The organism is Proteus penneri (assembly GCF_022369495.1).
Classification (GTDB): Bacteria; Pseudomonadota; Gammaproteobacteria; order Enterobacterales; family Enterobacteriaceae; genus Proteus; species Proteus penneri.
Genome location: NZ_CP059690.1, coordinates 3,394,661 through 3,419,527, shown reverse-complemented (window position 1 = coordinate 3,419,527; position 24,867 = coordinate 3,394,661). Strand labels below are relative to the sequence as shown.

The 24,867-nt window shown below is 40.0% G+C and carries 18 protein-coding genes, 1 tRNA gene and 2 pseudogenes; 12 read left to right on the top strand and 9 right to left on the bottom strand.

Features of this window, described 5'->3' with window-relative positions; translation table 11 throughout:
* The first annotated feature begins 83 nt into the window (after positions 1 to 83).
* A complete protein-coding gene (mrcA, locus tag H1225_RS15305; RefSeq protein ID WP_072065033.1) occupies positions 84 to 2,618 on the top strand; it encodes a peptidoglycan glycosyltransferase/peptidoglycan DD-transpeptidase MrcA in 2,535 nt (844 codons plus the stop codon).
* Positions 2,619 to 2,664: 46 nt separating this feature from the next.
* On the opposite strand, the gene nudE is transcribed toward mrcA, so the two are convergent.
* Entirely contained in the window at positions 2,665 to 3,216 is a 552-nt protein-coding gene (gene nudE, locus H1225_RS15300) for an ADP compounds hydrolase NudE (protein ID WP_006534397.1), read from the bottom strand.
* 353 nt (positions 3,217 to 3,569) lie between these two features.
* On the opposite strand from nudE, the gene umoB reads away from it, so the two are divergent.
* From umoB to pckA, 4 genes are all read left to right on the top strand, one after another.
* On the top strand, positions 3,570 to 5,678 hold the full coding sequence (gene umoB / locus H1225_RS15295; RefSeq protein WP_072065032.1) for a flagellar biogenesis regulator UmoB: 2,109 nt from the start codon (positions 3,570 to 3,572) through the stop codon (positions 5,676 to 5,678).
* Positions 5,679 to 5,749: 71 nt separating this feature from the next.
* Positions 5,750 to 6,163 carry a ribosome-associated heat shock protein Hsp15 gene (hslR, locus tag H1225_RS15290; protein WP_072065031.1) on the top strand — a complete coding sequence of 138 codons (414 nt, stop codon included), beginning with the start codon at positions 5,750 to 5,752 and terminating at the stop codon, positions 6,161 to 6,163.
* Between the two features lie 26 nt (positions 6,164 to 6,189).
* Positions 6,190 to 7,074 (top strand): Hsp33 family molecular chaperone HslO, encoded by an 885-nt coding sequence (gene hslO / locus H1225_RS15285; protein WP_161723942.1) that lies wholly within the window; start codon positions 6,190 to 6,192, stop codon positions 7,072 to 7,074.
* A gap of 204 nt (positions 7,075 to 7,278) precedes the next feature.
* Complete coding sequence (pckA, locus tag H1225_RS15280; protein WP_239739242.1) at positions 7,279 to 8,898, top strand: phosphoenolpyruvate carboxykinase (ATP); 1,620 nt, start codon at positions 7,279 to 7,281, stop codon at positions 8,896 to 8,898.
* 176 nt (positions 8,899 to 9,074) lie between these two features.
* Here pckA and H1225_RS15275 read toward each other — a convergent pair whose 3' ends face one another.
* Together H1225_RS15275 and H1225_RS15270 are read right to left on the bottom strand one after the other, a co-directional pair.
* Positions 9,075 to 9,776, bottom strand: coding sequence for a pirin family protein (locus H1225_RS15275; protein ID WP_161727517.1), 702 nt, complete (start codon positions 9,774 to 9,776; stop codon positions 9,075 to 9,077).
* Between the two features lie 603 nt (positions 9,777 to 10,379).
* Positions 10,380 to 11,594 carry a BaiN/RdsA family NAD(P)/FAD-dependent oxidoreductase gene (locus H1225_RS15270; protein ID WP_239739240.1) on the bottom strand — a complete coding sequence of 405 codons (1,215 nt, stop codon included), beginning with the start codon at positions 11,592 to 11,594 and terminating at the stop codon, positions 10,380 to 10,382.
* A gap of 309 nt (positions 11,595 to 11,903) precedes the next feature.
* Between H1225_RS15270 and pitA the strand changes: the two genes are divergently transcribed.
* Complete coding sequence (pitA, locus tag H1225_RS15265) at positions 11,904 to 13,403, top strand: inorganic phosphate transporter PitA (protein ID WP_072065025.1); 1,500 nt, start codon at positions 11,904 to 11,906, stop codon at positions 13,401 to 13,403.
* A gap of 66 nt (positions 13,404 to 13,469) precedes the next feature.
* On the opposite strand, the gene uspB is transcribed toward pitA, so the two are convergent.
* Positions 13,470 to 13,802 (bottom strand): universal stress protein UspB, encoded by a 333-nt coding sequence (gene uspB / locus H1225_RS15260; protein ID WP_006534411.1) that lies wholly within the window; start codon positions 13,800 to 13,802, stop codon positions 13,470 to 13,472.
* A gap of 405 nt (positions 13,803 to 14,207) precedes the next feature.
* Here uspB and uspA point away from each other — a divergent pair, with 405 nt between their 5' ends.
* The 3 genes from uspA (at position 14,208) to H1225_RS15245 (ending at position 17,135) form a co-directional block, all read left to right on the top strand.
* Positions 14,208 to 14,639: a universal stress protein UspA gene (uspA, locus tag H1225_RS15255; protein ID WP_072065023.1), complete on the top strand. Its 432-nt coding sequence runs from the start codon at positions 14,208 to 14,210 to the stop codon at positions 14,637 to 14,639.
* Between the two features lie 256 nt (positions 14,640 to 14,895).
* Positions 14,896 to 16,236 carry an NADP-specific glutamate dehydrogenase gene (gdhA, locus tag H1225_RS15250; RefSeq protein ID WP_109399429.1) on the top strand — a complete coding sequence of 447 codons (1,341 nt, stop codon included), beginning with the start codon at positions 14,896 to 14,898 and terminating at the stop codon, positions 16,234 to 16,236.
* 149 nt (positions 16,237 to 16,385) lie between these two features.
* Positions 16,386 to 17,135 carry an SDR family oxidoreductase gene (locus H1225_RS15245; protein WP_006534418.1) on the top strand — a complete coding sequence of 250 codons (750 nt, stop codon included), beginning with the start codon at positions 16,386 to 16,388 and terminating at the stop codon, positions 17,133 to 17,135.
* Positions 17,136 to 17,208: 73 nt separating this feature from the next.
* Here H1225_RS15245 and rsmJ read toward each other — a convergent pair whose 3' ends face one another.
* Entirely contained in the window at positions 17,209 to 17,955 is a 747-nt protein-coding gene (gene rsmJ, locus H1225_RS15240) for a 16S rRNA (guanine(1516)-N(2))-methyltransferase RsmJ (RefSeq protein WP_006534419.1), read from the bottom strand.
* A 3-nt stretch (positions 17,956 to 17,958) separates the two neighbouring features.
* Entirely contained in the window at positions 17,959 to 20,001 is a 2,043-nt protein-coding gene (gene prlC / locus H1225_RS15235) for an oligopeptidase A (RefSeq protein WP_109399427.1), read from the bottom strand.
* 241 nt (positions 20,002 to 20,242) lie between these two features.
* On the opposite strand from prlC, the gene H1225_RS15230 reads away from it, so the two are divergent.
* Together H1225_RS15230 and H1225_RS18350 are read left to right on the top strand one after the other, a co-directional pair.
* Positions 20,243 to 20,337, top strand: a tRNA-Sec gene (locus H1225_RS15230).
* A 49-nt stretch (positions 20,338 to 20,386) separates the two neighbouring features.
* A pseudogene (locus H1225_RS18350) lies at positions 20,387 to 20,608 on the top strand (tyrosine-type recombinase/integrase); the annotation flags it as partial.
* Here H1225_RS18350 and H1225_RS15225 read toward each other — a convergent pair.
* From H1225_RS15225 to H1225_RS18490, 3 genes and pseudogenes are all read right to left on the bottom strand, one after another.
* Positions 20,535 to 20,867: a VENN motif pre-toxin domain-containing protein gene (locus tag H1225_RS15225; RefSeq protein ID WP_338051119.1), complete on the bottom strand. Its 333-nt coding sequence runs from the start codon at positions 20,865 to 20,867 to the stop codon at positions 20,535 to 20,537. The pseudogene H1225_RS18350 and the gene H1225_RS15225 sit on opposite strands and share 74 nt — an antisense overlap.
* Positions 20,868 to 21,386: 519 nt before the next feature.
* A complete protein-coding gene (locus H1225_RS15220; RefSeq protein WP_006534425.1) occupies positions 21,387 to 21,908 on the bottom strand; it encodes a hypothetical protein in 522 nt (173 codons plus the stop codon).
* A pseudogene (locus H1225_RS18490) lies at positions 21,908 to 24,586 on the bottom strand (hemagglutinin repeat-containing protein); the annotation flags it as partial. The pseudogene H1225_RS18490 and the gene H1225_RS15220, both read right to left, overlap by 1 nt.
* 76 nt (positions 24,587 to 24,662) lie before the next feature.
* On the opposite strand from H1225_RS18490, the gene H1225_RS15205 reads away from it, so the two are divergent.
* Complete coding sequence (locus H1225_RS15205) at positions 24,663 to 24,818, top strand: SymE family type I addiction module toxin (RefSeq protein WP_239739238.1); 156 nt, start codon at positions 24,663 to 24,665, stop codon at positions 24,816 to 24,818.
* Positions 24,819 to 24,867: the final 49 nt, after the last annotated feature.

Sequence of the window (24,867 nt, the reverse complement as noted above, 5' to 3'; positions counted from 1 at the left end):
CCTATTTTCAAAGAGGCGTTACCTTTATACTACACACTGTTTGTTGATAAACCGCCCAATTCACACTACATGGGAAATTTAAGGTGAAGTTCTTAAAATATTTTTTCATCTTCGTTTTTGCTTGCATAATTTTGGGAGCAGCCTCGATATATGGTATGTATAAGTATGTTGAGCCTCAGTTACCCGATGTCGCGACATTAAAAGATGTTCGTTTACAAACCCCTATGCAGGTATTTAGTGCAGACGGAGAGTTGATCGCGCAATACGGCGAAAAACGTCGCTTACCGCTAACATTGGAGGAGATGCCTCCTCAACTGATTAATGCCTTTATCGCAACAGAAGATACACGTTTTCGTGAACACCACGGTATTGACCCTATTGGGATCTCGCGTGCTGTTGTAGTGGCATTAACATCAGGACAAGCCTCTCAAGGCGCGAGTACCATTACGCAACAATTAGCTCGAAATTTCTTTTTAACACCTGAAAAGAAATTAATGCGGAAAATAAAAGAAGCCTTTTTGGCGATTCGCATTGAGAAAGAGCTCACTAAAGATGAAATTTTAGCACTGTATTTAAATAAAATTTATCTAGGTAATCGAGCTTATGGTGTGGGTGCTGCGGCTTATGTGTATTTTGGTAAAAGTGTTCATGAGCTTAGCTTAAATGAAATGGCAGTGATTGCTGGTTTACCGAAAGCACCATCTACGCTTAACCCACTGTATTCTTATGATCGTGCTTTAAAACGTCGTAATATCGTTTTACAGCGCATGTATGAAGAGAACTATATCACTCGTGCACAATATGAAAGTGCAAGAGCTGAGCCTATTGTTGCTAAATACCATGCACCGCAAATTGATTTCTCTGCACCTTATCTAACAGAAATGGTGAGAATGGAAATGTATGAGCGCTATGGTGAAAATGCTTATACCGATGGCTATAAAATTTACACTACCATTATTCGTAAAGATCAATTAGCAGCAGAAAAAGCCTTGCGTGACAATGTGATAGACTATGATATGCGCCATGGTTACCGTGGTGCTCAAGAAGTTCTATGGCGTGAAGGGCAAACGCCATGGGATAACGAAGCTATCAACAAAAAATTAAAAGGGATCCAAACTTATGGTCCTTTAATTCCTGCTGTTGTGTTATCTGCTGATGCGAAAGAAGCCAAAGTTATCTTAAAAACGGGCGAGAATATTACGCTAGATTTAAAAGCGGTGCGTTGGGCACGTAAATTTATTTCTGACACCTCGCAAGGCCCAACACCAACAAAAGTTGATGCCGTTGTACATGTGGGCGAGCAAATATGGGTACGTCAAAATAACGAAAATAATTGGGTATTAGCACAGCTTCCAGGAGTAAATGCGGCATTTGTTGCATTAGATCCTATTAATGGTGCGATTATTGCGCTTGTTGGTGGTTTTGATTTTGAGATCAGTAAATTTAACCGAGTTTCTCAATCTTTACGCCAAGTTGGTTCGAACATTAAACCTTTCTTATATGCGGCAGCATTAGATAAAGGATTGACGTTATCGACGCTGCTTAATGATTTACCGATTAGCCGTTGGGATGCGGGCGCAGGTACCGATTGGCGTCCTAAAAACTCACCGCCAACTTATGCCGGTCCTATTCGTTTACGTCAAGGTTTAGGTCAGTCTAAAAATGTGGTGATGGTACGTGCAATGCGCGCAATGGGGGTGGATTATGCTGCTGATTATCTATTACGTTTTGGTTTCCCTAATCAAAATATCGATAGAACAGAATCTTTAGCATTAGGATCACCATCATTTACACCAATGCAAATGGTACGCGGTTTTGCTGTGATGGCGAATGGTGGATATTTAATTGAACCTTACTATATCCAACGTATTGAAAATGCAGAAGGTGAAGTGCTGTTTACTGCAGAGCCAAAAGTAGCATGCCCAGACTGTACAGATATACCGGTTATTTATGGTGATACCATGCGTTCTATCGCTCTATCTGATGACTATATGGAAAACGTTGCTCAATCTAATAAATCTCAGCCAGTAGTTGCTACGCCTGAAATTGAATTAGAACAAGCACCGTTAGCTGAGACTGTAAAAGAAAGCCCTTATGCGCCACACGTTATCAGCACACCACTCGCTTTCTTAATGCATGATGCATTAAGAACAAACCTAGTGGGTGAACCGGGATGGTCTGGTACAGGTTGGCGTGCAGTTCGTGATCTTAAACGTCAAGACATTGGTGGTAAGACAGGAACCACCAACAGTTCTAAAGATGCATGGTTTTCTGGATATGGTGCCAATATTGTTGCCACAGCTTGGATTGGTTTTGATGACAGTAGTCGTAGTTTAGGTCGAACTGCCGCTAGTGGTGGCGAAGCGGGGGCTAAAACAGCCCAACCCATTTGGAACGACTTTATGAAAGTGGCTCTAGATGGTGTACCTGTTAATATGATGCCAATGCCACAAGGTGTTGTGGCTGTTCAAATTGATAGAAAAACAGGGAAACTAGCGGGTGATGGTCCTTCAATGAAAGAATATTTTATTGAAGGTACTCAACCGACAGAAAGAGCAAAAAATGAAGTAGGAACACAGATTTTTGAGGATAATGGCGAATCTAACGAGTTATTCTAATTAATCGAAAATAAAAACCGGATGTTAAAGTCCGGTTTTTTATTATCTATTTATTTTGTAATAGATAGCGGTGGGCTAAGAAAAGAGCACTGACGCTACGAGCTTCTGTAAAATCGGGGTGATCGAGTAAGTCCATCATTTTTGCAATAGGCCAACGTATTTGGATCAGTGGCTCAGGCTCATCCCCTTTGAGTTGCTCTGGATAAAGATTATGCGCAATGACAATGTTCATTTTGCTAGAAAAGTAAGATGGCGCCATAGAAAGCTTTGCAAGTTCTATTAATGAGTGGGCACCATAGCCAATTTCTTCTTTTAGTTCACGGTTGGCGGCTTGTAGGGCATTTTCACCAGGATCAATTGCGCCTTTGGGAAAACCAAAATCGTAATTTTCGATACCTACAGCGTATTCACGAATAAGGATAAGGTTGTCATCAATGATCGGAACAATCATCACGGCTTCACGGTTCGCTGGTTTCATGCGTTCATAAATGCGTTTTTCCCCGTTACTGAACTCCAGATTAACGGATTGGATCTGAAATAATCGAGAACGGGCGATGTTATCAATGTTTAATATATTGGGTTTTTTAAGTTCTTTCATAACAGCCCCTGGCAGAATAGAGATTAACCTGAATTTAACACATTAATGACAAAATAAATCTAACAATTAGATTTAGCTTTTAAGTGAAAATTGAGTACACTCCGCAACTAAACCTAGTTATTTATTGATTTTTTGAGAATATTATTATTTATTGATCCGCTATTTTACCTGAAGATCGCGTTGTTAGTGGATATAAAATTGATAAAATAAATAAATGATAACGCGCCAAAAAAAATATAATCTATTGTATTTAAATAAAAAATAGAACAAAAGAATAGGAATTGCCTTATGTTAGGCAGGGTTTTAAATTTGTTATTGTTACTACGCAGCATCAGTATAAGTATGGGGAAAAAATGAGACTATCAGTCATTATATTGGCTATCTTGATGATAAGCCTATTTATAATGGCCGCCTTTCTATTCTTTAAAAGAAGGCGGCTTGATGGCTCACATCATCTACCCTCTCTCGCTAAACCTACTTATCGCAAGCTCACTTCTGATGACTATGGGCTTATTAGTGATTATTTATCTTATTTTGGCACCTCTGATTTCTCTTCTGGCTATTCATTACAAAACTTCCCCGAGATGCCGATTAAAGGTGAAGTCGTTACGACTTTAAGAAATATCGTCAATCGCTTTGCTGGCTCTAGTGAAGGATTAAATCATTGGCGTTATTATATTGATGCTGTAGAAATCCATATTCCCCCGCTACTTGTTCCTTATCTTCAGCAAGAAAACGTTCTCGATGTTGTTTGTACCCCTTCGATCCCCATCGTTGTTGGTGTGAATGGGCATTTCTTAAAAGATGAAAAAATTCATTTTTCTGCTTTAAGTTTAAAACAGCGCTCTGAACCTATATTGGCAAATGGTTCATCAACAATTCAAAAGAATGAAGGTGATGCGGCTCACTTATTGCAAATCCGAGAAGAAACCAACGAAGAATATCGATTACATAACTCATCTGGTTTTTGGGATGGCTCTTTTATTTGTATAGGGTTCACGTTGTGTTTAACTGCTTTAATGATGCCCCAAGTTTTTCTTCCGTGGATCTTAGCGACTGGTGGTGCTTTTCTTGCTGTGGGTATTTTTTTGATCCACAACCCGCTGATCAAACCACGTAAACAAGAAATCCACTGTTTTAAAGGGCGCTTAAAGCGCTGGGGACTTTTTGGCAATTTTGATCATGGGCAGGTAAAGAATGTTTCTTTGGGGGGGATTGATCTTGTTTATCCGCCTCATTGGGAGCCTTATATTCAAAGCGATATTGATAAGGTGACTTATTTAGAAATGTATCCAAATCATCATGTTGTAAAGCAAGGAAACTACCTTTCATTGCATGATGAAGAAAAAAATTATCCATATAAACGCTATATTAAAAATATTATTTTCGTTTTCTGGAGCCTGTTTATTATTGGCATGTTGTATCTTTATCAACCTCTGTCTCTTTCAATGAAACTCAGTTTTTCATGGCTTAAAGATACAAAACCTCATTTAGTCACCAATTTTACTGAGCTGGAAACAACTGATTTGCATGTCGGGGATATTATCCAAGCGAAAGGGGTTGGGATGTGCTACATGCCACCTAACTTATCAAGTAAAAATAATAAAACAATTTTTGCACCTTTTGATTGCTCAGGGATTTACTGGAATAACAGTAATCCAATGCCAATGCCTGAATCGAGCACGATAGAAAAAGCTGCCGCTTTATTACATATGGTCGAAGAGCAATTACATCCAGTTTCTAATAACCGAGTTAACCCAAGTTTAGGCCAAGCGATTACTAAGTCAGGGATGAACCTGTTAGATAATTTTGATGGTATTGTGTTGAAAACTCAGGATTTATGTCCACGAGAAAATGAATGCATTCGCCTGAAAATGGCACTAGTTAACTTAAGTAATGTCAATGATTGGGATGCATTGGTTCAACGAGCTGAAAGTGGTAAATTAACTGGAACTAATGTTTTATTACGTGCAGTGAGTGCTGAGGCCTTGGAAAAGCTTATCGACACCACCACATCTTCTTTTATCTACCGAGAAATAGATAAAGCCGCAATACTGTTAAATAGTCCGCCACCAGGTGGTGTGCTATTAATCAGTGATGAAAGAAAACAGCTTGTTGATTACGCTTCAAGTTCAAACTCCGTGTTTGAACCTACTCCGTTAGAACAGTGGCGAGAACTACAACGTTTATCCGATATTTTATTACATACACCTTTTGATACGGGTGGAGTAATAACGGGCATGGTTGTCGATGCGAATGGTACGTTACAGATATTTTTACATAGCCTGCCAGATTCGATGACGATGTTATATTACATCGGTAATACGTTATTATTGTTTATCGCTATTGGGTTCTTAATATTGAACCTATTTCTTATCATCCGGCGTCGGCGACAAAATAACCAACGCATGAATAAAATCAGTCTCTACTATGAGCACTGTTTTTATCGCCCTCCCCAGTAAGTCCCTTGTTGTGGAAGGCTATGTGTTTACACTATCGCCTTCATAAAGAAGTTGAAGTTAAGGAGAAAGGGATGAGTCAACCATCGCAAGAAAGTGGCGTCCGTTTAGATAAATGGCTTTGGGCCGCACGTTTTTATAAAACGCGTGCTATCGCTCGTACAATGATTGAAGGTGGCAAAGTTCACTACAATGGTGTGAGAGGTAAGCCAAGTAAAATCGTTGAAGAGGGCGCTGAAATACGCCTACGACAAGGTAATGATGAACGGACGGTAACCATTCTTATGGTAAGTTCACAGCGACAAGGTGCTACCCAAGCTCAAGCGCTTTATTGTGAAACACCTGAGAGTATTGCTAAAAGAGAAAAAATGGCTCTGGCAAGAAAAATGAATGCGTTAACAATGCCTCATCCTGAGCGTCGCCCAGATAAAAAGGAAAGACGCACCTTACTTCGCTTCAAACAGACAAATTTACAAGAATCGGATTAACCGATTCCCTGAAATGAGAGAAAATCATGTCTAAAAAAGACTCTTTATCACGTTTTTTATTCGAAAAAAACGCGGTACGTGGTGAATTGGTCAATGTGACTGAAACCTATCAATCAATGCTTGAAAATCACCATTATCCTGAGCCAGTTCAACACCTTCTGGGTGATTTGCTGGTGGCAACCAGTTTGTTAACAGCTACGCTTAAATTTGAAGGTGATATTACAGTTCAAATACAAGGTGATGGTCCTGTGCGATTAGCTGTGATCAATGGAAATAACAATCAACAAATGCGTGGTGTTGCACGTATTGGGGATGATGTTAAAGCAGGTAGTAGCTTAAAAGAGATGATCGGGAATGGTTTTATGGTCATCACGGTGACGCCAGAAAAAGGTGAGCGTTATCAAGGTATTGTTGCTCTTGATGGTGAAACTATTGAAGCATGTATTGATAACTACTTTAAGCAGTCAGAACAGTTACCTACACGAGTATTTATTCGTAGTGGTATGCAAGCGGGCAAGCCAGCTGCAGCGGGGATGTTATTACAAGTATTGCCTGCTTCAGAAGAGTTCACAGCAGAACATACAGCGGAACATTTTGAACTGCTCACACAGTTAACACACACCATCAAAGCTGAAGAGCTATTTACGCTAGAAACTAAAGAGATTTTACATCGTTTATATCACGAAGAAGATGTCACTCTTTATGATCCTCAACTTATTGAATTTCATTGCACTTGTTCGCGTGAACGCTGTGAAAATACATTAGTAACATTGTCTAAAGAAGATGTAAACCACCTGTTGCAAGAACAAGGAAATATTGATATGGAATGCGAATATTGTGGAACACATTACATCTTCACTGAAAATGATATTAATAATATCAATGCGTTAGATGATTCTGAATTACACTGATTCGATTTAGCAAGACTGTTTTATCAAAAGGACGCTATTTTGCGTCCTTTTTTATTCAATAATTTTTCTTTAGTTTTGTGCATTAGTTCTCGTTCTTAACATAAAAAAATTATAAATTTTCAAAATATTGATAACAATCGCTGTTAATTACTTGTAACACCTTAATATTATTCGTAGAAAGGTCTATTTATCAGGAGCGAAACTATGAGCGTTAAAGGTCTTACCCCTAAGGATCTCCAGCAGTACGGTATTAAGGACACAAGTGAAATCATTTATAACCCAAGCTATGAGCTGTTATTTGATGAAGAAACTAAACCAGAATTAACAGGTTATGAACGAGGTACACAAACCTCGTTAGGCGCTATTGCCGTTGATACAGGTATATTTACTGGACGTTCTCCGAAAGATAAATACATTGTTCGTGATGATGTTACTCGTGATACCGTATGGTGGGCTGATCAGGGGAAAGGTAAGAATGATAACAAGCCACTTTCACAAGAAGTGTGGGATGACTTAAAATCATTAGTAACCAACCAGCTATCAGGCAAACGTTTGTTTGTTGTCGATGCCTTTTGTGGTGCGAATGCGGATACACGTTTAAAAGTTCGTTTTATCACAGAAGTTGCTTGGCAAGCACATTTTGTTAAAAATATGTTTATTCGTCCTGAACAAGAAGAGCTGGAGAATTTCACACCAGATTTCATTGTGATGAACGGAGCGAAATGTACAAATCCAAATTGGAAGGCGCAAGGTCTGAATTCAGAAAACTTCGTTGCTTTCAATTTAACTGAACGCATTCAGTTAATTGGCGGTACTTGGTATGGTGGCGAGATGAAGAAAGGTATGTTCTCTATGATGAACTACTTCCTTCCTCTTAAAGGCATCGCTTCTATGCACTGTTCGGCAAACGTTGGCGAAAGTGGTGATGTTGCTATTTTCTTTGGTTTATCTGGTACTGGCAAAACAACACTTTCAACTGATCCTAAGCGTAAGCTGATTGGTGATGATGAACATGGTTGGGATGATGACGGCGTGTTTAACTTTGAAGGTGGATGTTATGCGAAAACTATCCATTTATCAAAAGAAGCTGAACCCGATATCTACGGTGCAATTAAACGTGATGCACTATTAGAAAATGTGGTTGTTTTAGCGGATGGCTCTGTTGATTTTGACGATGGTTCGAAAACAGAAAATACCCGCGTTTCTTACCCTATTTATCACATCGATAATATCGTTAAACCAATTTCCAAAGCTGGTCACGCTAAGAAAGTTATTTTCTTAACTGCAGATGCTTTTGGTGTGCTACCTCCTGTTTCACGTTTAACACCAGAACAGACGCAATACCACTTTTTATCAGGCTTCACCGCTAAACTTGCGGGGACCGAACGTGGTGTGACTGAGCCAACGCCAACATTCTCAGCTTGTTTTGGTGCGGCATTTTTATCACTGCACCCGACACAATATGCTGAAGTATTGGTAAAACGTATGCAAGCATCAGGTGCAAAAGCCTACTTGGTTAATACAGGTTGGAACGGAACGGGTAAGCGTATTTCGATTAAAGATACACGCGCTATCATTGATGCCATCTTAAATGGTGATATTGATAAAGCACCGACGAAAACATTACCCGTGTTTGATTTAGAGATCCCAACAGCATTACCAGGCGTTAACTGCGAAATCTTAGATCCTCGCGATACTTATGCGGATAAAACGCAATGGGATACTAAAGCAGACGATCTTGCCGATCGTTTTGTGAAAAACTTCGATAAATATACGGATACCCCTGCGGGTCAAGCGTTAACTAAAGTTGGGCCAAAACGTTAATTTTTATTAGTATGAATAAAAAACACCAATCTCATAGGATGTGATTTTGGTGTTTTTTTATTTGAGATCTCTTAGATAAAAAAAATCCCTGAAATGCGAGAAGCTTTCAGGGAATAGAAAAATAAAGTGAAATAGATTATTAGAGAAAAAGTGACTTTAGAGGGTGGATAACCCAACTATGCTGTTACAGGAGGTAAATCAAACAGTAAAACTTCACTATCTTCATCACCAACGAAACGGATCATATCTTCATTAGCAATTGCTATTCCATCACTTGTGGTCGCAATAATGTCATTAATTGCTATTTTGCCTTTCACAACTTGTAGCCAAATATGACGACCTGTTTCGGTTTGATATTGTGCTTCTTCACCTTTTTTCAGGTTCCAGCGCCATAACGTCATATCTTGAAAGACTTTTAAAGAGCCATCACGAGCATCAGGCGATAAAATAAGCTGTTTGCTTGCTGTCGTATCAAAACGACGTTGATCGTAACGTGGTGTGATACCGACGGTATTTGGCATAATCCAAATTTGGTAAAAATGCAGTCCTTTATCACTATTTGGATTATATTCTGAGTGAGTAATGCCTGTACCTGCACTCATGATTTGAAACTCACCTGCGGGAACATTTTCTTTGTTACCCATGCTGTCTTTATGCTCAATATTACCTTCAAGCACATAGGTCAAAATTTCCATGTCTTTATGTGGGTGAGTACCGAAACCTTCACCGGGTATTACGCGATCTTCATTAATAACGCGTAGTGCAGAAAATCCCATAAAATCACGATCGTAATAATTTGCGAAAGAGAAGGTATGCCAACTATCTAGCCAACCATGATTAGCGTGTCCTCTTTCATTTGCTTTGCGTAGATAAATCATAATGTGTTTCCTTCTCTGAAGTTGTTGAACACAGTTTACTCAATAGCGCAAAGTAAAAAAGCGGAGGAATTTAACCTGAGGATCCAAATAATTTGAATAAGAGAAAATAAAAACATCGAATAAGTTATAGAAAAGAAAAAGCCAGCACCCGGCTGGCTAAAGTAAAACACTGGAAGCAATGTGAGCAATGTCGTTCTTTCATATGACCCTGAAGGAGGTGCATCTGAAAGTGATAGTAATGATAATAGTTCTCAGTATCATTTGTAAAGTCTTTTTTTTAATCAAATTAGAAAAAAGAGCCAAAAAAGTCTTAACTCACTGATTAACGAGTTATTTTATTTTAATAATTTTTTAAAATAGTAATATAACCAAATAGTTAACAATATTCTTTATGGGGTCATTTATAGGAAAAAGAAGAGAAAATATGGCAAAAAACCAGAGAAAATGGAGGGGGATAAAGCATTTTGAGTCACTACAGAGCAATACCAGAAGAAAAAGCCATCACTGATTAATGATGGCTGGTTTCCATTATATATGACTTATAAGTTTATAGAATTATAAAACCAATATTTATAACTTTAGTATTTACACATTTATTTATTATTACTCAACAAAAGTCGATTTTGATGTTGAGATAAGGCTCTGTGCACAGGCATAAGCTGAGCTCCATGCCCACTGAAAATTATATCCACCTAACCACCCCGTCACATCAACCACTTCTCCAATAAAATAGAGTCCTTTGACTTTTGTGGCTTCCATTGTTTTAGAGGAAAGGGCACGAGTATCTACGCCACCTAGAGTGACTTCTGCGGTGCGATATCCTTCAGTGCCATTGGGTTGAACTTGCCATTCTTGTAATAACGTTGCAATTTGCGCAATGCGTTCATTACTAAGTTGAGTCAGAGAAATATCAGGTAACTGTTTATTTTCTATCATTATTTCAATAAAACGCTTTGGTAATAAGCGAGAAAGCATATTTTTTAATAATTGATTTGGGTGCTCTTGACGTTTTTCTTGTAGAAGGCTTTCAAGGTCAATACTTGGAAGTAAGTTAATACTTACATACTCACCTGGTTGCCAATAACTAGAGATTTGCAAAATAGCAGGGCCTGAAAGACCACGATGCGTAAAAAGAATATTTTCTTTAAAATTCGTCCCATTTTTTGCTGTCACAATGGCCGGTACAGCTACGCCAGATAGTTGGCTTAATTGCTCAAGCTGGGGTTTATGTAATGTAAAAGGCACTAAGCCGGCACGAGTGGGTAAAACAGGAAGGCCAAATTGTTCTGCGACTTTATAGCCAAAAGGAGTAGCACCTAAACCGGGCATAGAAAGCCCACCACTGGAAATAACTACTGAAGATGTTGTGATAGTTTTTCCATCAACAAAAACAGTGAAGCCTACGTCAGTTTTCTCGATTTGCGTAACTTCACTACGTAAGCGAATACTTACTTTCCCTTTTTGACATTCAGTCAGTAATAAATCAACAATTTGTTGTGCTGAATCATCACAAAATAGCTGTCCTAACGTTTTCTCATGGTAGGCGATGTTATATTTTTGCACTAATTCAATAAAATCCCATTGTGTATAGCGAGCAAGCGCTGACTTACAGAAATGAGGATTCTCTGATAAATACGCTGAAGGTTCGATATACATATTGGTGAAATTACAACGTCCACCACCTGACATTAGAATTTTACGACCTGCTTTTTTGCCATTATCGAGGACTAAAACAGATAGCCCCGCTTGCCCTGCTAAAGATGCACAAAAAAGCCCCGCGGCACCTGCACCTATAATTACTGTATCGTATGATCCCACAATGATGCCTCGTTCTTAGTTTTTACTGACTACTTAATCAATGATTTTCGCGTAAGATCAGCATGTTTTTGTAAAATTATATGGAGAAATCTGTATTTTTCACCTAAATTCGTATTAGCAAGGAAAAAATTTGTCAGAAATTTACTTTTTTTTTATTTTTATTAATTGGATGATATATAAGGAATTATCTTAAAAAGACTCTGATTTTGTTGGTTATCAAATCAAAAAAAGGTTAAATTTCGCTTCCACCGTTCGCATTTGTCGCTGATAATGCGCCGCGTTCATGTCCAACTAACTGGCTTAACGTCTATGCTACATTTGTTTACTGACCTAGAATTTCATACAGGTTTAATGTTGGTTTTAGCACTGCTTTTTGTGCTATTTTATGAAGCTATTAACGGCTTCCATGATACCGCAAATGCGGTAGCAACTGTTATCTATACTCGTGCTATGCGTGCGCAATTTGCGGTCGTGATGGCGGGTGTATTTAACTTCCTTGGAGTTTTGCTCGGTGGTTTGAGCGTAGCTTATGCTATCGTTCACTTGTTACCGACAGATCTTCTGCTGAATGTGAGCTCAGGTCATGGCCTTGCTATGGTCTTCTCGTTGTTGTTAGCTGCCATTATCTGGAACTTAGGTACATGGTATTTTGGTATCCCAGCATCAAGTTCACATACGCTAATAGGTGCTATCATTGGTATTGGTTTAACAAATGCTATCGTGACAGATTCGTCTATCGTTGATGCGTTAAACGTACCTAAAATGATCAGTATCTTCCTGTCACTCATTCTTTCTCCAATTATCGGCTTGATTATTGCAGGTGCGATGATTTTCTTACTGCGCCGTTATTGGAGTGGTACGAAAAAGCGTCGTCGTATTCACCTGACACCTGCCGAACGTGAGAAGCAAGATGGTAAGCGTAAACCGCCATTTTGGACCCGTACTGCACTGATTTTATCAGCAGTTGGGGTGAGTTTCTCTCATGGTGCAAATGATGGGCAGAAAGGTATCGGTCTTATCATGTTGGTATTAATTGGCGTAGCGCCTGCGGGCTTTGTCGTCAATATGAATGCGAGCGGATACGATATCACCAAAACTCATGATGCAGTTGTACACTTACAACAATATTATGAGAAACATCAGCCAGCGCTACAGCATGCTATTGATAATACACCAGTAGTACCAGCACAAGCTGATGCTAGTGATACAGATTTTCATTGTAATAGCGCAAGAACGCCAATTGTTCTGAATCAAACAGAACAGATGCTTGCAAATATTAGCTCTTATGACGAGCTAACAGCAGACCAGCGTGCTCAAATGCGTCGATTACTTATGTGTATCGCTGATACCGCAACAGAAGTGGCTAAATTACCAGAAACTAGCGCCCAAGATGCACGGTTCTTAAAAACATTGAGTCGTGACCTGCTAAACACGGTGGAATATGCTCCGATTTGGATCATTATCGCAGTGGCATTAGCGCTCTCTATCGGGACAATGGTAGGTTGGAAACGCGTTGCAGTAACTATTGGTGAGAAAATTGGTAAAAAAGGTATGACTTACGCACAAGGGGTTTCTGCTCAGGTAACAGCAGCAGTTTCCATTGGTGTAGCAAGTTATACGGGTATGCCTGTATCAACAACACAAGTTCTGTCATCTGCAGTTGCAGGTACGATGATTGTTGATGGTGGTGGTGTTCAAACTAAGACAGTGAAAAACATTGCACTGGCTTGGATCTTAACATTACCAGTTAGCATTGGTTTATCAGGTTTACTTTATTGGATATCACTGACATTTATTGTGAATAGCTAATAGCGGTAACTTACCTAAGTTTGTTTATAAACGGTGACTTTTAGTCACCGTTTTTTGTTTTTGTCTCTACCAGAAAAGCATCGCAATTAAACTTGCGACAGCCAAAATACAAAAACGACTAACAAGATAAAATTGCCGATAGATTCGCTCGCAACGCATAATAACTTCAGGATTATGATGATTGATGTATTGGCGTTGGTTGATATAGCGGATAAGCCGCAACTGTTTTGAAAATTGCCCATGCATAGTAAAAAATCCATTACCATCCACCGATTGGTAGAGCAAAGGATCGGATTGGCGCAGTATTGTGAGTAACACCCGAATAGATGAAAAATAACGCATCATATTGATCAGGCAAAGAATACATAGCGCCCAAAAGACAACAATGACATTAAACATAATCCCCTCCCTAGAATAATAGATTCTGAGATGAGAAAATCTTTACCAATAAAGGTTACTTTTTCTCTAATTTAAGTTTAGGTGAAATTAAGCAATAAACAAAAGTGACTTTTTCAAGTTGTTTCCTTTTTTAGAAAAAAAAATAAAAAATAACTCTAAAAGGGTGTTTTTGTTGTTTTTTCTACTCAATTCTCATTATTATGATGATATTATCGGTGAATGACATCGTGCTAATCTAAAATGGTGTATATTGTTATTCATCGATAGATGCTTTCTTGATGAATTTGACATAAGTTGTGATCAAGGCAACATCTAACTTTCATCTTAAAACGTTATATTTAATACATAGGATTTAGGCTTAACCGCCTTTCCAACCGATTAATCAGCTTATGGAAGGAGTTCACGATGGCTTATAAGCATATTCTAGTGGCAGTTGATTTATCCCCTGAGAGTAACGTCTTGGTACAGAAAGCTGTATCTATGGCAAAACCCTATAATGCCAAAGTTTCCTTAATTCACGTTGATGTTAACTACTCTGATCTTTATACCGGTCTTATAGATGTCAACCTCGGTGATATGCAACAACGTATTACTGATGAAACCCGTAACGCGTTAAAAAACCTTTCTGATCAATCGGGTTATGAAATTCAAGAAACCCTGAGCGGTAGCGGCGATTTAGGTCAAGTTCTGGTTGATGCGATTAAGAAATACGATATGGATTTAGTCGTTTGTGGTCATCACCAAGACTTCTGGAGCAAATTGATGTCATCGGCACGCCAACTAATTAATACTGTGCATGTTGATATGCTAATTGTACCTCTGAAAGATGATGAATAATAATCGATTGCTTGTTTAAGCAAAAAAAATGCCTGCTTATGCAGGTATTTTTTTGCCCAAAATTCCTATTTTTCTTACAGTTAAACGGAGTCAATCTTTTTTTTTTGTCTAATTATGAAAAAAATGTCTTGAAGTGTGAATACATTTTAATGATATATTCAAGAAGCAAAACAATATCAACCTCACAAAAACCCAAAAATATTCTGAATAAATGAGGTTATATCATCATCACATTACACAAAAAAGGAATAGCTGAATGAATAGATCTGGCTCTTTATCTTCGTTTTTAGAAGGGGTAGAAAAATATAACGCTCATCAGCCTGAGTATCATCAGGCGGTTCGTGAAGTTTTTACCACTTTGTGGCCTTTTTTAGAGAAAAATCCACAATATCGTGAACAATCATTACTTGAGCGTTTAGTTGAGCCTGAACGTATTATTCAGTTTCGCGTCTGTTGGTTAGATGACAAAGGGCAAGTACAAGTTAACCGTGCATGGCGTATCCAATTTAACTCAGCCATTGGACCTTACAAAGGTGGTATGCGTTTCCATCCATCAGTCAATCTCTCCATCCTAAAATTCTTAGGTTTTGAGCAAACATTTAAAAATGCATTAACGACATTGCCGATGGGGGGCGCAAAAGGTGGCTCTGATTTTAATCCTAAAGGTAAAAGTCATGGGGAAGTGATGCGTTTTTGTCAGGCTTTAATGACTGAACTTTATCGCCATTTAGGGGCTAATACAGATGTTCCTGCTGGTGACATTGGTGTGGGTGCGCGAGAAGTCGGCTTTATGGCAGGCATGATGAAAAAACTGTCTAATAGCAATGAATGTGTATTTACAGGTAAAGGTCTTTCATTCGGGGGCAGTTTAATCCGCCCAGAAGCTACTGGGTACGGTTTAGTCTACTTTACTAATGCAATGCTTAAACGTCATGGTATGTCTCTTGAGGGAATGCGTGTGGCGGTTTCTGGTGCAGGTAATGTTGCACAGTTCACTATTGAAAAATGTTTAGAGTTAGGCGCTAAAGTCATAACAGCATCAGATTCAGCTGGTACTGTGGTTGATGAAGCTGGATTTACGACAGAAAAACTCGCACGACTCACTGAAATTAAAAATAATTACGGTCGTGTTGAAGAGTATGCCAAAGAATTTGGTTTAACCTATCTTGAAGGGCAACAACCTTGGGCTGTTCCTGTTGATATTGCTCTACCTTGTGCAACACAAAATGAATTAGATCTAGAGGCTGCAAAAGTCTTGATCAACAATGGCGTTAAAGCCGTTGCGGAAGGTGCGAATATGCCAACAACGATTGCAGCAACAGATGCCTTTATTGAAGCGGGTGTCCTTTTTGCACCAGGAAAAGCCGCTAATGCCGGTGGTGTTGCAACCTCTGGTTTAGAGATGGCGCAAAATGCGGCACGTTTAAGCTGGAAAGCTGAGAAAGTGGATGCTCGCTTACATCACATCATGTTAGATATTCACCATGCTTGTGTGAATTACGGTGGTGAAGGTAAGCAGACTAATTATATTCAAGGCGCGAACATTGCTGGTTTTGTTAAAGTCGCTGATGCAATGCTGGCGCAAGGCGTACTGTAAAATTTATTAATTCTGAACGGGTGTTTAACACCCGTCAGATCCCCGACGAACCTTCCTTGGTTTACCTATCTCATCTTTATCTAATTTTTCATCTGCTATCCTTAAAAAAGAGGCACTTTATAAAGTGATTATTTTTGTGGGAGGTATTTATGGCTATGCAGATAGATTTTACTTTACCAAATAAAGTCGCTGTTATTACGGGGGGAGCTGCAGGAATTGGGTTATCTATTGCGAAAATGTTTATTGAGAAAGGAGCAAAAGTTGCGCTATTAGATAGATCAGAGCAAGTGGAACAGGTTGCTCAGCAATTAAATAGTGCAGTAGGTATTCAATGTGATATCTCAAGCGAAGATTCGGTAAAAAAAGCTGTACATTCTGTATTAGAAGAATTTGATCGTATTGATATTTTAGTTAATTGTGCAGGCATTGTAGCATTAGCACCCGCGGAGTCTCTCTCGCTTGAAGATTGGAATAAAACGCTATCAGTGAATCTAACGGGGACTTTTTTGTTATGCCAAGAAGTTGGGCGACACATGTTACAGCGAGGACAAGGTAAGATAATCAATCTTGCTTCTCAAGCGGGGGTGATAGCACTGCCCGAGCATATCGCCTATTGTGCTACCAAAGCGGGCGTTATTGGTATGACACAAGTTCTTGCATTAGAATGGGCACCTAAAGGCTTACAAATCAATGCGATATCACCCACAATTGTGATGACCGATTTAGGTAAAAAAGCTTGGGAAGGTGAGAAAGGTGAAAAGATGAAAGCTCAAATTCCAGCCCAACGCTTTGCAGAACCTGAAGAGATTGCTGCTGCTGCTGTTTTTTTAGCAAGTAATGCTTCAGATATGATAAATGGTCATAATCTTGTTATTGATGGTGGGTATAGTATTCAATAATCAGAAATTAGAAGAAAAGCGGTGGTGGTGTAATAAAGGGGCTCTATAGCCCCTTTATTATAAAAGGATAACTTTAAATACAAGGATAAATATCAAAACGGTGATTTTTGGTTGTTACATTGGCATGTGCAGCCTGATTATTTAATGGTTCTGCGTAGTCGGGTCTTTTTACAACGACACGTTTTTTCGCCAAAGTCATTGCGGGTTCTAATAGCGCATCTGCATCTTCATCAGCACCAACTAAAGACTGAAATACTCGCATCTCTTTTTTTACTAATGCACTTTTCGCCTTATGGGGATACATAGGATCAAGATAGACAACATCAGGAGGAGGCGTGATCTCAGTGAGTGCTTGGGCCGAAGAGGCATGAATTAATGTCATTCTCTCTTGCATCCATTCACCAATATCAGCATCACGATAAGCACGCTTTAGGCCATCTTCAAGTAATGCAGCAACGACAGGGTGACGCTCTACCATTCTGACTTTGCAACCAATAGATGCTAATACAAATGCATCTCGACCAAGTCCGGCTGTCGCATCAACAACATCAGGCAGATAGTCTTTTTTGATCCCAACCGCTTTTGCTACCGCCTCACCTCGACCTCCGCCAAATTTACGACGATGCGCCATGGTGCCTTCTACGAAATCCACATAGATGCCACCTAATTTAGGTTCATCTTGTTTGCGTAATTCAAGGTGGGTCGATGTTAATACTAAAGCCATGATTTGCGTTTCGTCGTGCACGAGTCCCCAACGTTGCGCTAAATCAGATAAGGCGCTGTTATCAGCGCCTTCTTCACAAAGTAAACAGATATTCACATATCATCCTTTAATGCCGTAGCCTTTGAGCATAGCATCAAGTTTCGGTTCACGACCACGGAAGCGTTTGAATAGCTCCATTGGTTCTTCTGAACCACCACGAGTTAAAATATTATCAAGGAATGATTGACCCGTTTCGCGGTTAAAAATGCCTTCTTCGGAGAAGCGAGAGAAGGCATCAGCTGCCAGTACATCAGCCCATAAATAGCTGTAATAACCGGCAGCATACCCACCTGCAAAGATATGGCTAAAGGCATGAGGAAAACGCGCCCAAGGTGTTGAAGGAACAACGGAAACTTGTTCTTTCACACGGTTTAAGGTTTCCATTACACAAGCCCCTTTTGCTGGGTCATATTCTGCATGTAAACGGAAATCAAACAAACCAAATTCTAGTTGGCGTAACACAAACATTGCAGACTGATAATTTTTTGCTTTAAGCATATTATCAAGCATTGCTTGTGGTAATGGTTCGCCAGTTTCATAATGACCAGAAATAAAGGCTAATGCTTCTGGCTCCCAGCACCAGTTTTCCATAAATTGGCTTGGTAATTCAACAGCATCCCATGGTACACCGTTAATACCTGCAACATCGGCAGTATCAATTTGCGTTAACATATGATGTAAGCCATGACCAAACTCATGGAATAGTGTGGTGACTTCATTATGAGTAAACAGTGCTGGTTTATCACCTACAGGCTTATTGAAGTTACAGGTGAGATAAGCAACAGGGTTTTGTAGCTTGCCATCGGCATGACGCATTCTTCCTATGCAATCATCCATCCAAGCACCACCACGTTTGTGTTCACGTGCATACAAATCAAGATAGAAGCTACCGCGCAAGGTGTTACTGTCATCGTAAAGCTCAAAGAAACGAACATCATCATGCCAAGTGTCGATATCGTTACGCTCTTTGGCTGTTAAACCATAGATACGATGAACAACTTCAAATAAACCACTTAAAGCACGCTGTTCAGGGAAGTAAGGACGTAATTGCTCATCATCGATTGAGAACAGGTGTTGTTTCTGTTTTTCGCTGTAGTAAGCCAGATCCCAAGATTCTAATTTATCAATGCCATAGTGCTCTTTTGCAAATTGAGTTAACTCCGCTAACTCTTCTTTACCTTGTGGGTGAGCGCGTTGTGCTAAGTCAGTTAAAAAACTAAGAACTTGCTCCGGAGACTCTGCCATTTTAGTAGCAAGTGATTTTTCAGCATAATTTTTAAAACCAAGCAGTTGGGCGAGTTCGTGACGTAATGCGAGGATCTCCGCCATTATTTCACTATTATCCCACTGGCCTGCATTGGGGCCTTGATCTGATGCGCGCGTGCTATAAGCGATGCTCATCTCTTTTCTAAGTTCACGATTATCCGCATAGGTCATAACAGGGAGATAGCTAGGCATATCAAGTGTTAACAGATAGCCGTCTTGTTCTTTTGCTTGTGCGATAGCTTTTGCGGCATCAATAGCACTTTGAGGCATACCCGATAAATCTTCTACATCAGTAATTAATTTAGACCACCCCATCGTTGCATCTAATACGTTATTTCCATATTTAGCGCTTAACTCAGACATACGCGCGCTAATTTCACCAAAACGCTGTTGTTTCTCTTTAGGTAAACCGATACCTGATAATTCAAAGTCACGTAATGCGTTTTCAATCGCTTTTTTCTGTGGTTGAGTTAACGCATTAAAATCAGCACTTTCTTTAATTGATTTATAAGCTTGATATAAGCCTTCATGTTGTCCCATCCATGTACTAAATTCAGATAGCAACGGCAAACTTTGTTCATACACTTCACGCAGTTCAGCACAGTTTTTAACAGAATTTAAATGGCTAACGGGGGACCAAACACGAGAAAGTTTATCGCCTGCTTCTGCTAAGGGTTGGCAAAGGTTATTCCAATTAAATTGAGTATTTTCAGCTAGTAATCTTTCAACTGTTTCGCGGTAATTTGTTAACACTTCTTTTAATGCAGGAACAACATGTTCTGGTTTGATCTGGGAAAATGCAGGTAATCCCGTTGTGCTAAGTAATGGATTTGACATAAAAAACATCCTGTATTTGGGTTTGCAGTGACGTAAAACACACCACTGAGTTTATTCGTTATAAATAGTAAGATGAGGATGAAACTGTATAAGTTCAATAGTATCGCGGTAATTATCCGAGGTTTTACTCAAAAACGGGATTATTTTATTTGAAAGGGGTTTTATTGATTTGATGCACTTGGGATTAAAAATAATTCAGCGTATAATCATCCCGTTATTTCCTTTTGACCTATTTAAAAATGGAAGATCATCGTCCCCGGTGGGGCGGCTGGACTTCAAATCCAGATGGGGCCGCCAGCGGTCCTTGGCAGGTTCGACTCCTGTGATCTTCCGCCACGCCTAGCTTACCATCGTCTATTAAAGTCTACTTTCTCCTTATGTGATCGAATACAATCCAGCACCTGATCTGGCAACAGCACTAACCCCACCGAAGAAACAACATTTCCCATTCTTAACCGCTGAAGAGTTACCTTATTTTCTGAAGGATCTAGCTGGTTATACAGGTAGTGTGATCACCAAAATAGCGACTAAAATTATTCTGCTAACGGTTGTTCGGACACAAGAGCTCCGCTTTGCTTGTTGGCAGGACATTGATTTCGCCACACGATGAGCATGATTTTGCATGAGTGAGAAGGATATAACTCTGCATTGATTTCTTCTATACTGCCATCATTTTGGGCCATTGAAACCGCTAGTGATGAAACTGATTGCCCATAATCAGCCATATCTGTTGGCAGAACTGTAGGTTTGAAGAAGTTATTCTCAACCGCATTCTTCCCAGCTTGCGAGCCAGTAATTGCACCCGCCATATCACCGGTAGTCAGTCCTCCGGCAAGACCAGAGGCCAGTTGACTCAATGCACTCACTTGCTGTTTTTCACGTTCAGTGAGTTCACTCACGTCTTTATTAGGGAAGAGCTCTTTCGCAATATATCTCGCTGCTAATTCACCGCCACCAGCGCCTAATCCTCCTGCTAAGCCTTGCAGTAATCCTGTAACCACTTGAATCTGTCTTTATTTTTACCTGTTGCGGTAATCGACAGATTTTATCCGGCATTTAAGGTGCTACCTTGAGATTGGCGGCTGTCGGTGTGGGTTTCGCTTTTCGACGATTGGCATTAGTGCTCTGTTGTAAGGCAAAAAGCTAGACAGCTAAAGAAGAAGGGGGAAAACCAGACAATATACAGTGGGTCACTTGCCGAAACGCGGAAAATCCAACTCCAGCCCCCAACTGATAATTAGTTGTAAGTGTGTGAATAAACAGGAATTTTAGGTGGTGATCATTATACCTTTATCCGCCAAGCTGGACAGTTGATTATCCGGTCGACTGAGGAGTGAATAAGATTATTAAAGATGATCCCAATATTAAATTGGGATCTTTATAATTTAAATAACAATAAGCTCGCCGCATTCGTCAAATGGAGCTTTTATTTTGTAGTTTCGCGTATAGACATTAACTATATGTCTTAAATAACTGTTTAGATCCCAGTCAGTCGCTTCTACAGTCTCTTCATTTTCATCATATTGATAAACTCGGTTAGGATCATCAGACTCTGTAAGTAAAAAGAAATACTGAGTATAGCTTTCTACTGATATAAATAACGCTTTCTGTTTTCGAAGATTATATGGCTGAACATGTGGGACTTCATCTCTCATTGAATCTTGATATAAGATGTTACCTCTAACCGTCTGACCATATCGATAAAAAACAAGCGGTTCATCGCCAAAAAGGCCACCGCTACAACGACCAATATTAGCTAAAAAATCATACAATTGACCTTCGACTTTGATGTCATATAAACGTTCAATTTTCCCAATTTCTTCATTCGAGTAACCCCGCATATAGCTAGTATCAATCGGTAACTCAGGATATACCGAATGTAGATACTCTATCAGTTCATTGTTCATTACTTATTTTCCCCCGTAGAGCCTTGATAAATTTTCACATTAAGATCTTTATTATTTTCTGCAAAATTTTTACTTGTATAGCCACAACTTACGCACATACCCGGATCTCGATTCGATGTATTTTGTATTGCCATATTTACATCTGCTTTTTGTCCTTTATAAGCATCTTGAATATGATTAAATAACTTTTGTTCTGCATGATTAAAATTTGTTCTCTTCGACTCAATGTTTCCTACACTAGTAAAACTATTCTTATCATCACGAATAACTTTATAAGTAACCCCATCAATATTTACCGTATCAGGAGATTTCCCTGACCAAGATTTGCCACTCACCGAAAGATAATATTCAGTTTTACCATTTACTGTAACTGAAGCAGTAGCATAGCTAACTGCTGCACCATCTTGCTGTAACGGTTTTTTCAAATATTGTTGAGTCGCATTCCTAATAGAATCTAAATTTAAAGCAGGGTCAGTCACCTGTTTCAAGTCGTGAACTTGATAATTACCTAATTTATCACCACCTGTCTGATTAGGTACAGTTTTCGGTGGTACTTGTTCATTTGGTTTTGTTGTCGTTACATTAGGCTTAGTAACTACTGATGATGTATTATTCCCTTTCGAATTTCCATCAATCAATCCGCTTTCATTCAGTACAATCACCGTCGCTAAAATACCTGTTAGCTCTTTGAGGTTCTCTGTTTGTGATGAATGCTTAGCAATTCTATTTTCTAATGCTGGCTCAAGTTTAGATATTGAATCTTTCACCATGTCTTGGCATTGTGCATTACAATCTGGCAAACCTTCCAATGTTTTCAAGCTATCTAAAGCGCTCTTCATATCATTGGTTGATATTCCCCATCTTTCCGCTTGTGATTGAAGTTGCTTGTCTAGTGTATCAATATCTTTTTGTAACTGCTTTCTCTCTTCTGGGGTCTTAGTTTTCGCTTGAGCGTCAACAAAACTCATAATTTGTTCAGAATGTAAAAAGTTATTCTCAACCGCATTCTTCCCAGCTTGCGAGCCAGTAATTGCACCAGCTATATCACCGGTAGTCAGTCCTCCGGCAAGACCAGAGGCCAGTTGACTCAATGCACTGACTTGCTGTTTTTCACTTTCCGTAAGTTCGCTCACGTCTTTATTCGGGAAGAGTTCTTTAGCGATATATCTCGCTGCTAATTCACCACTACCAGCGCCTAATCCTCCTGCGGTGGCGGATTGGTTATTTAGCTCTGCAACTACAGCACCCAATACGGCATGCGCCATGGCATTCGCGGCTTTATTCTCTTCACCCACTTGTTGTTTTATCAACGTTGCTAAGTACGGTGAAGAAGCATTTGCCAATGCACCAGCTAAATTATTACCCGCCAGCCCTTGCAGTAATCCAGTCACCGCTTGGGCGGCTTTTTGGAAGTCGCTGCCGGTGCCATATTGTGCCATGGCATTGTTGTAGGCTTGGTCTTTAATGGTTTGCTCGGTAGGTGTTTTACCCGCCGCTTCCAGTTGTTTTTTGGCGACCGCTAACGCATCGGGGTCTTTCTGCGCTTTCAGACCCACAATATTTCCTTCGGTGCGAATAATATCCATCGCCTGATTGCCAATTTCGCCAATCAGTTGCGCTTGTTTTAAGCGATTTTGCTCTTTTTCTTTATCAAAGATAGGGTTGATACTGCCGTCATTGGCATGGTCGGTATCGCGATTTAGCTTGTTAATATCCTGTTTTTGTTTGTCTTCATTGCGAACAATGACACTACCGTCACTGACCGCTGATTGTGTGGTGCCTTCGGCGTGGCCGCTGTTATTGGCGTTAGAGAGTAGCCCGCCCGCGGCATTGGTCACCAGTTGGCTACCAATTGGGCCACCGGTGCCAATCGATCCGCCCGTGTGTTCGGCAGTAAAATCGGCTTTGTTGTCAATATCTTTCCAACCCAGCGTACCCGTTTCAAGGTGATTGTTGCCTTTGTCGGCGGTAGAAGCAATCACCGCACCGTCAAGCTGAGTATGGTCTTTGACGTTGACATCAAAACCACCTTTGCCGGCAAAAATACCGGTTTGTTCTTTCACACTGTCGTAGTTACTGTGTATCTTGTCTTTGCTGGCACTGATATTGATGTTTGGTGTGCCACCTAGCGTGTAACCGCCACCGACGCTGACCTCTTGCTGTTTGGCGTCATAGCGGTCACTGTCTTGCTCACTTTGTAAAGTGAGGTCACGACCGACATTGATAGTGACTTGTTCGCCACTGACTTGAGCACCTTTGAGGGTGGTATCTTGTCCACTGTTTAAGGTGAGTTTATTACCTGCATCTAACGTGGTCTCGGTGTGAGTGAGGGCATTGCCTTTTTCATGGCCTTTGCCTTGGTTGACGGAGGCAGAGACATTGACCCCATAGCCACCTTCACCCACACCTACACCAACCCCGATACTGCCGCCTTTGCTGCGGTTTTGGCTTGTGGTTTGCTCGGTATTTTGGGCAGAAACAAGGTTGATATCTTGCGTGGCAGACAGTGATAAGTCTTTGCCGGCTTTGAGTTCACTGCCAACAACCGTGATATTACCGCTGTCTGGGTTCGTATCTTTATTTTTACCCGTTGCGGTAATCGACAGATTTTGTCCGGCATTTAAGGTACTGCCTTGAGATTGGTGGCTGTCGGTATGGGTTTCGCTTTTCGACGGTTGGCATTAGTGCTCAGTTGTAAGGCAAAAAGCTAGACAGCTAAAAAAGAAGAAGGGGGGTAAAACCAGACAATATACAGTGGGTTACTTACTGAATTGTGGTAAACACAACCCCAGCCCACAACTGACATTCAGCGGTAAATGGTTGAGTAAATTAGGGTTTAAGGTGGGTAGCCACTACACCCTCACTCGCCAAGCTGGACAGTTGATTATCTGGTTGGCTGAGAACAAATAAGATAGCTAAGATAGATCCCAGTGTGGAGCTGGGATCTTTTTCATAGCAT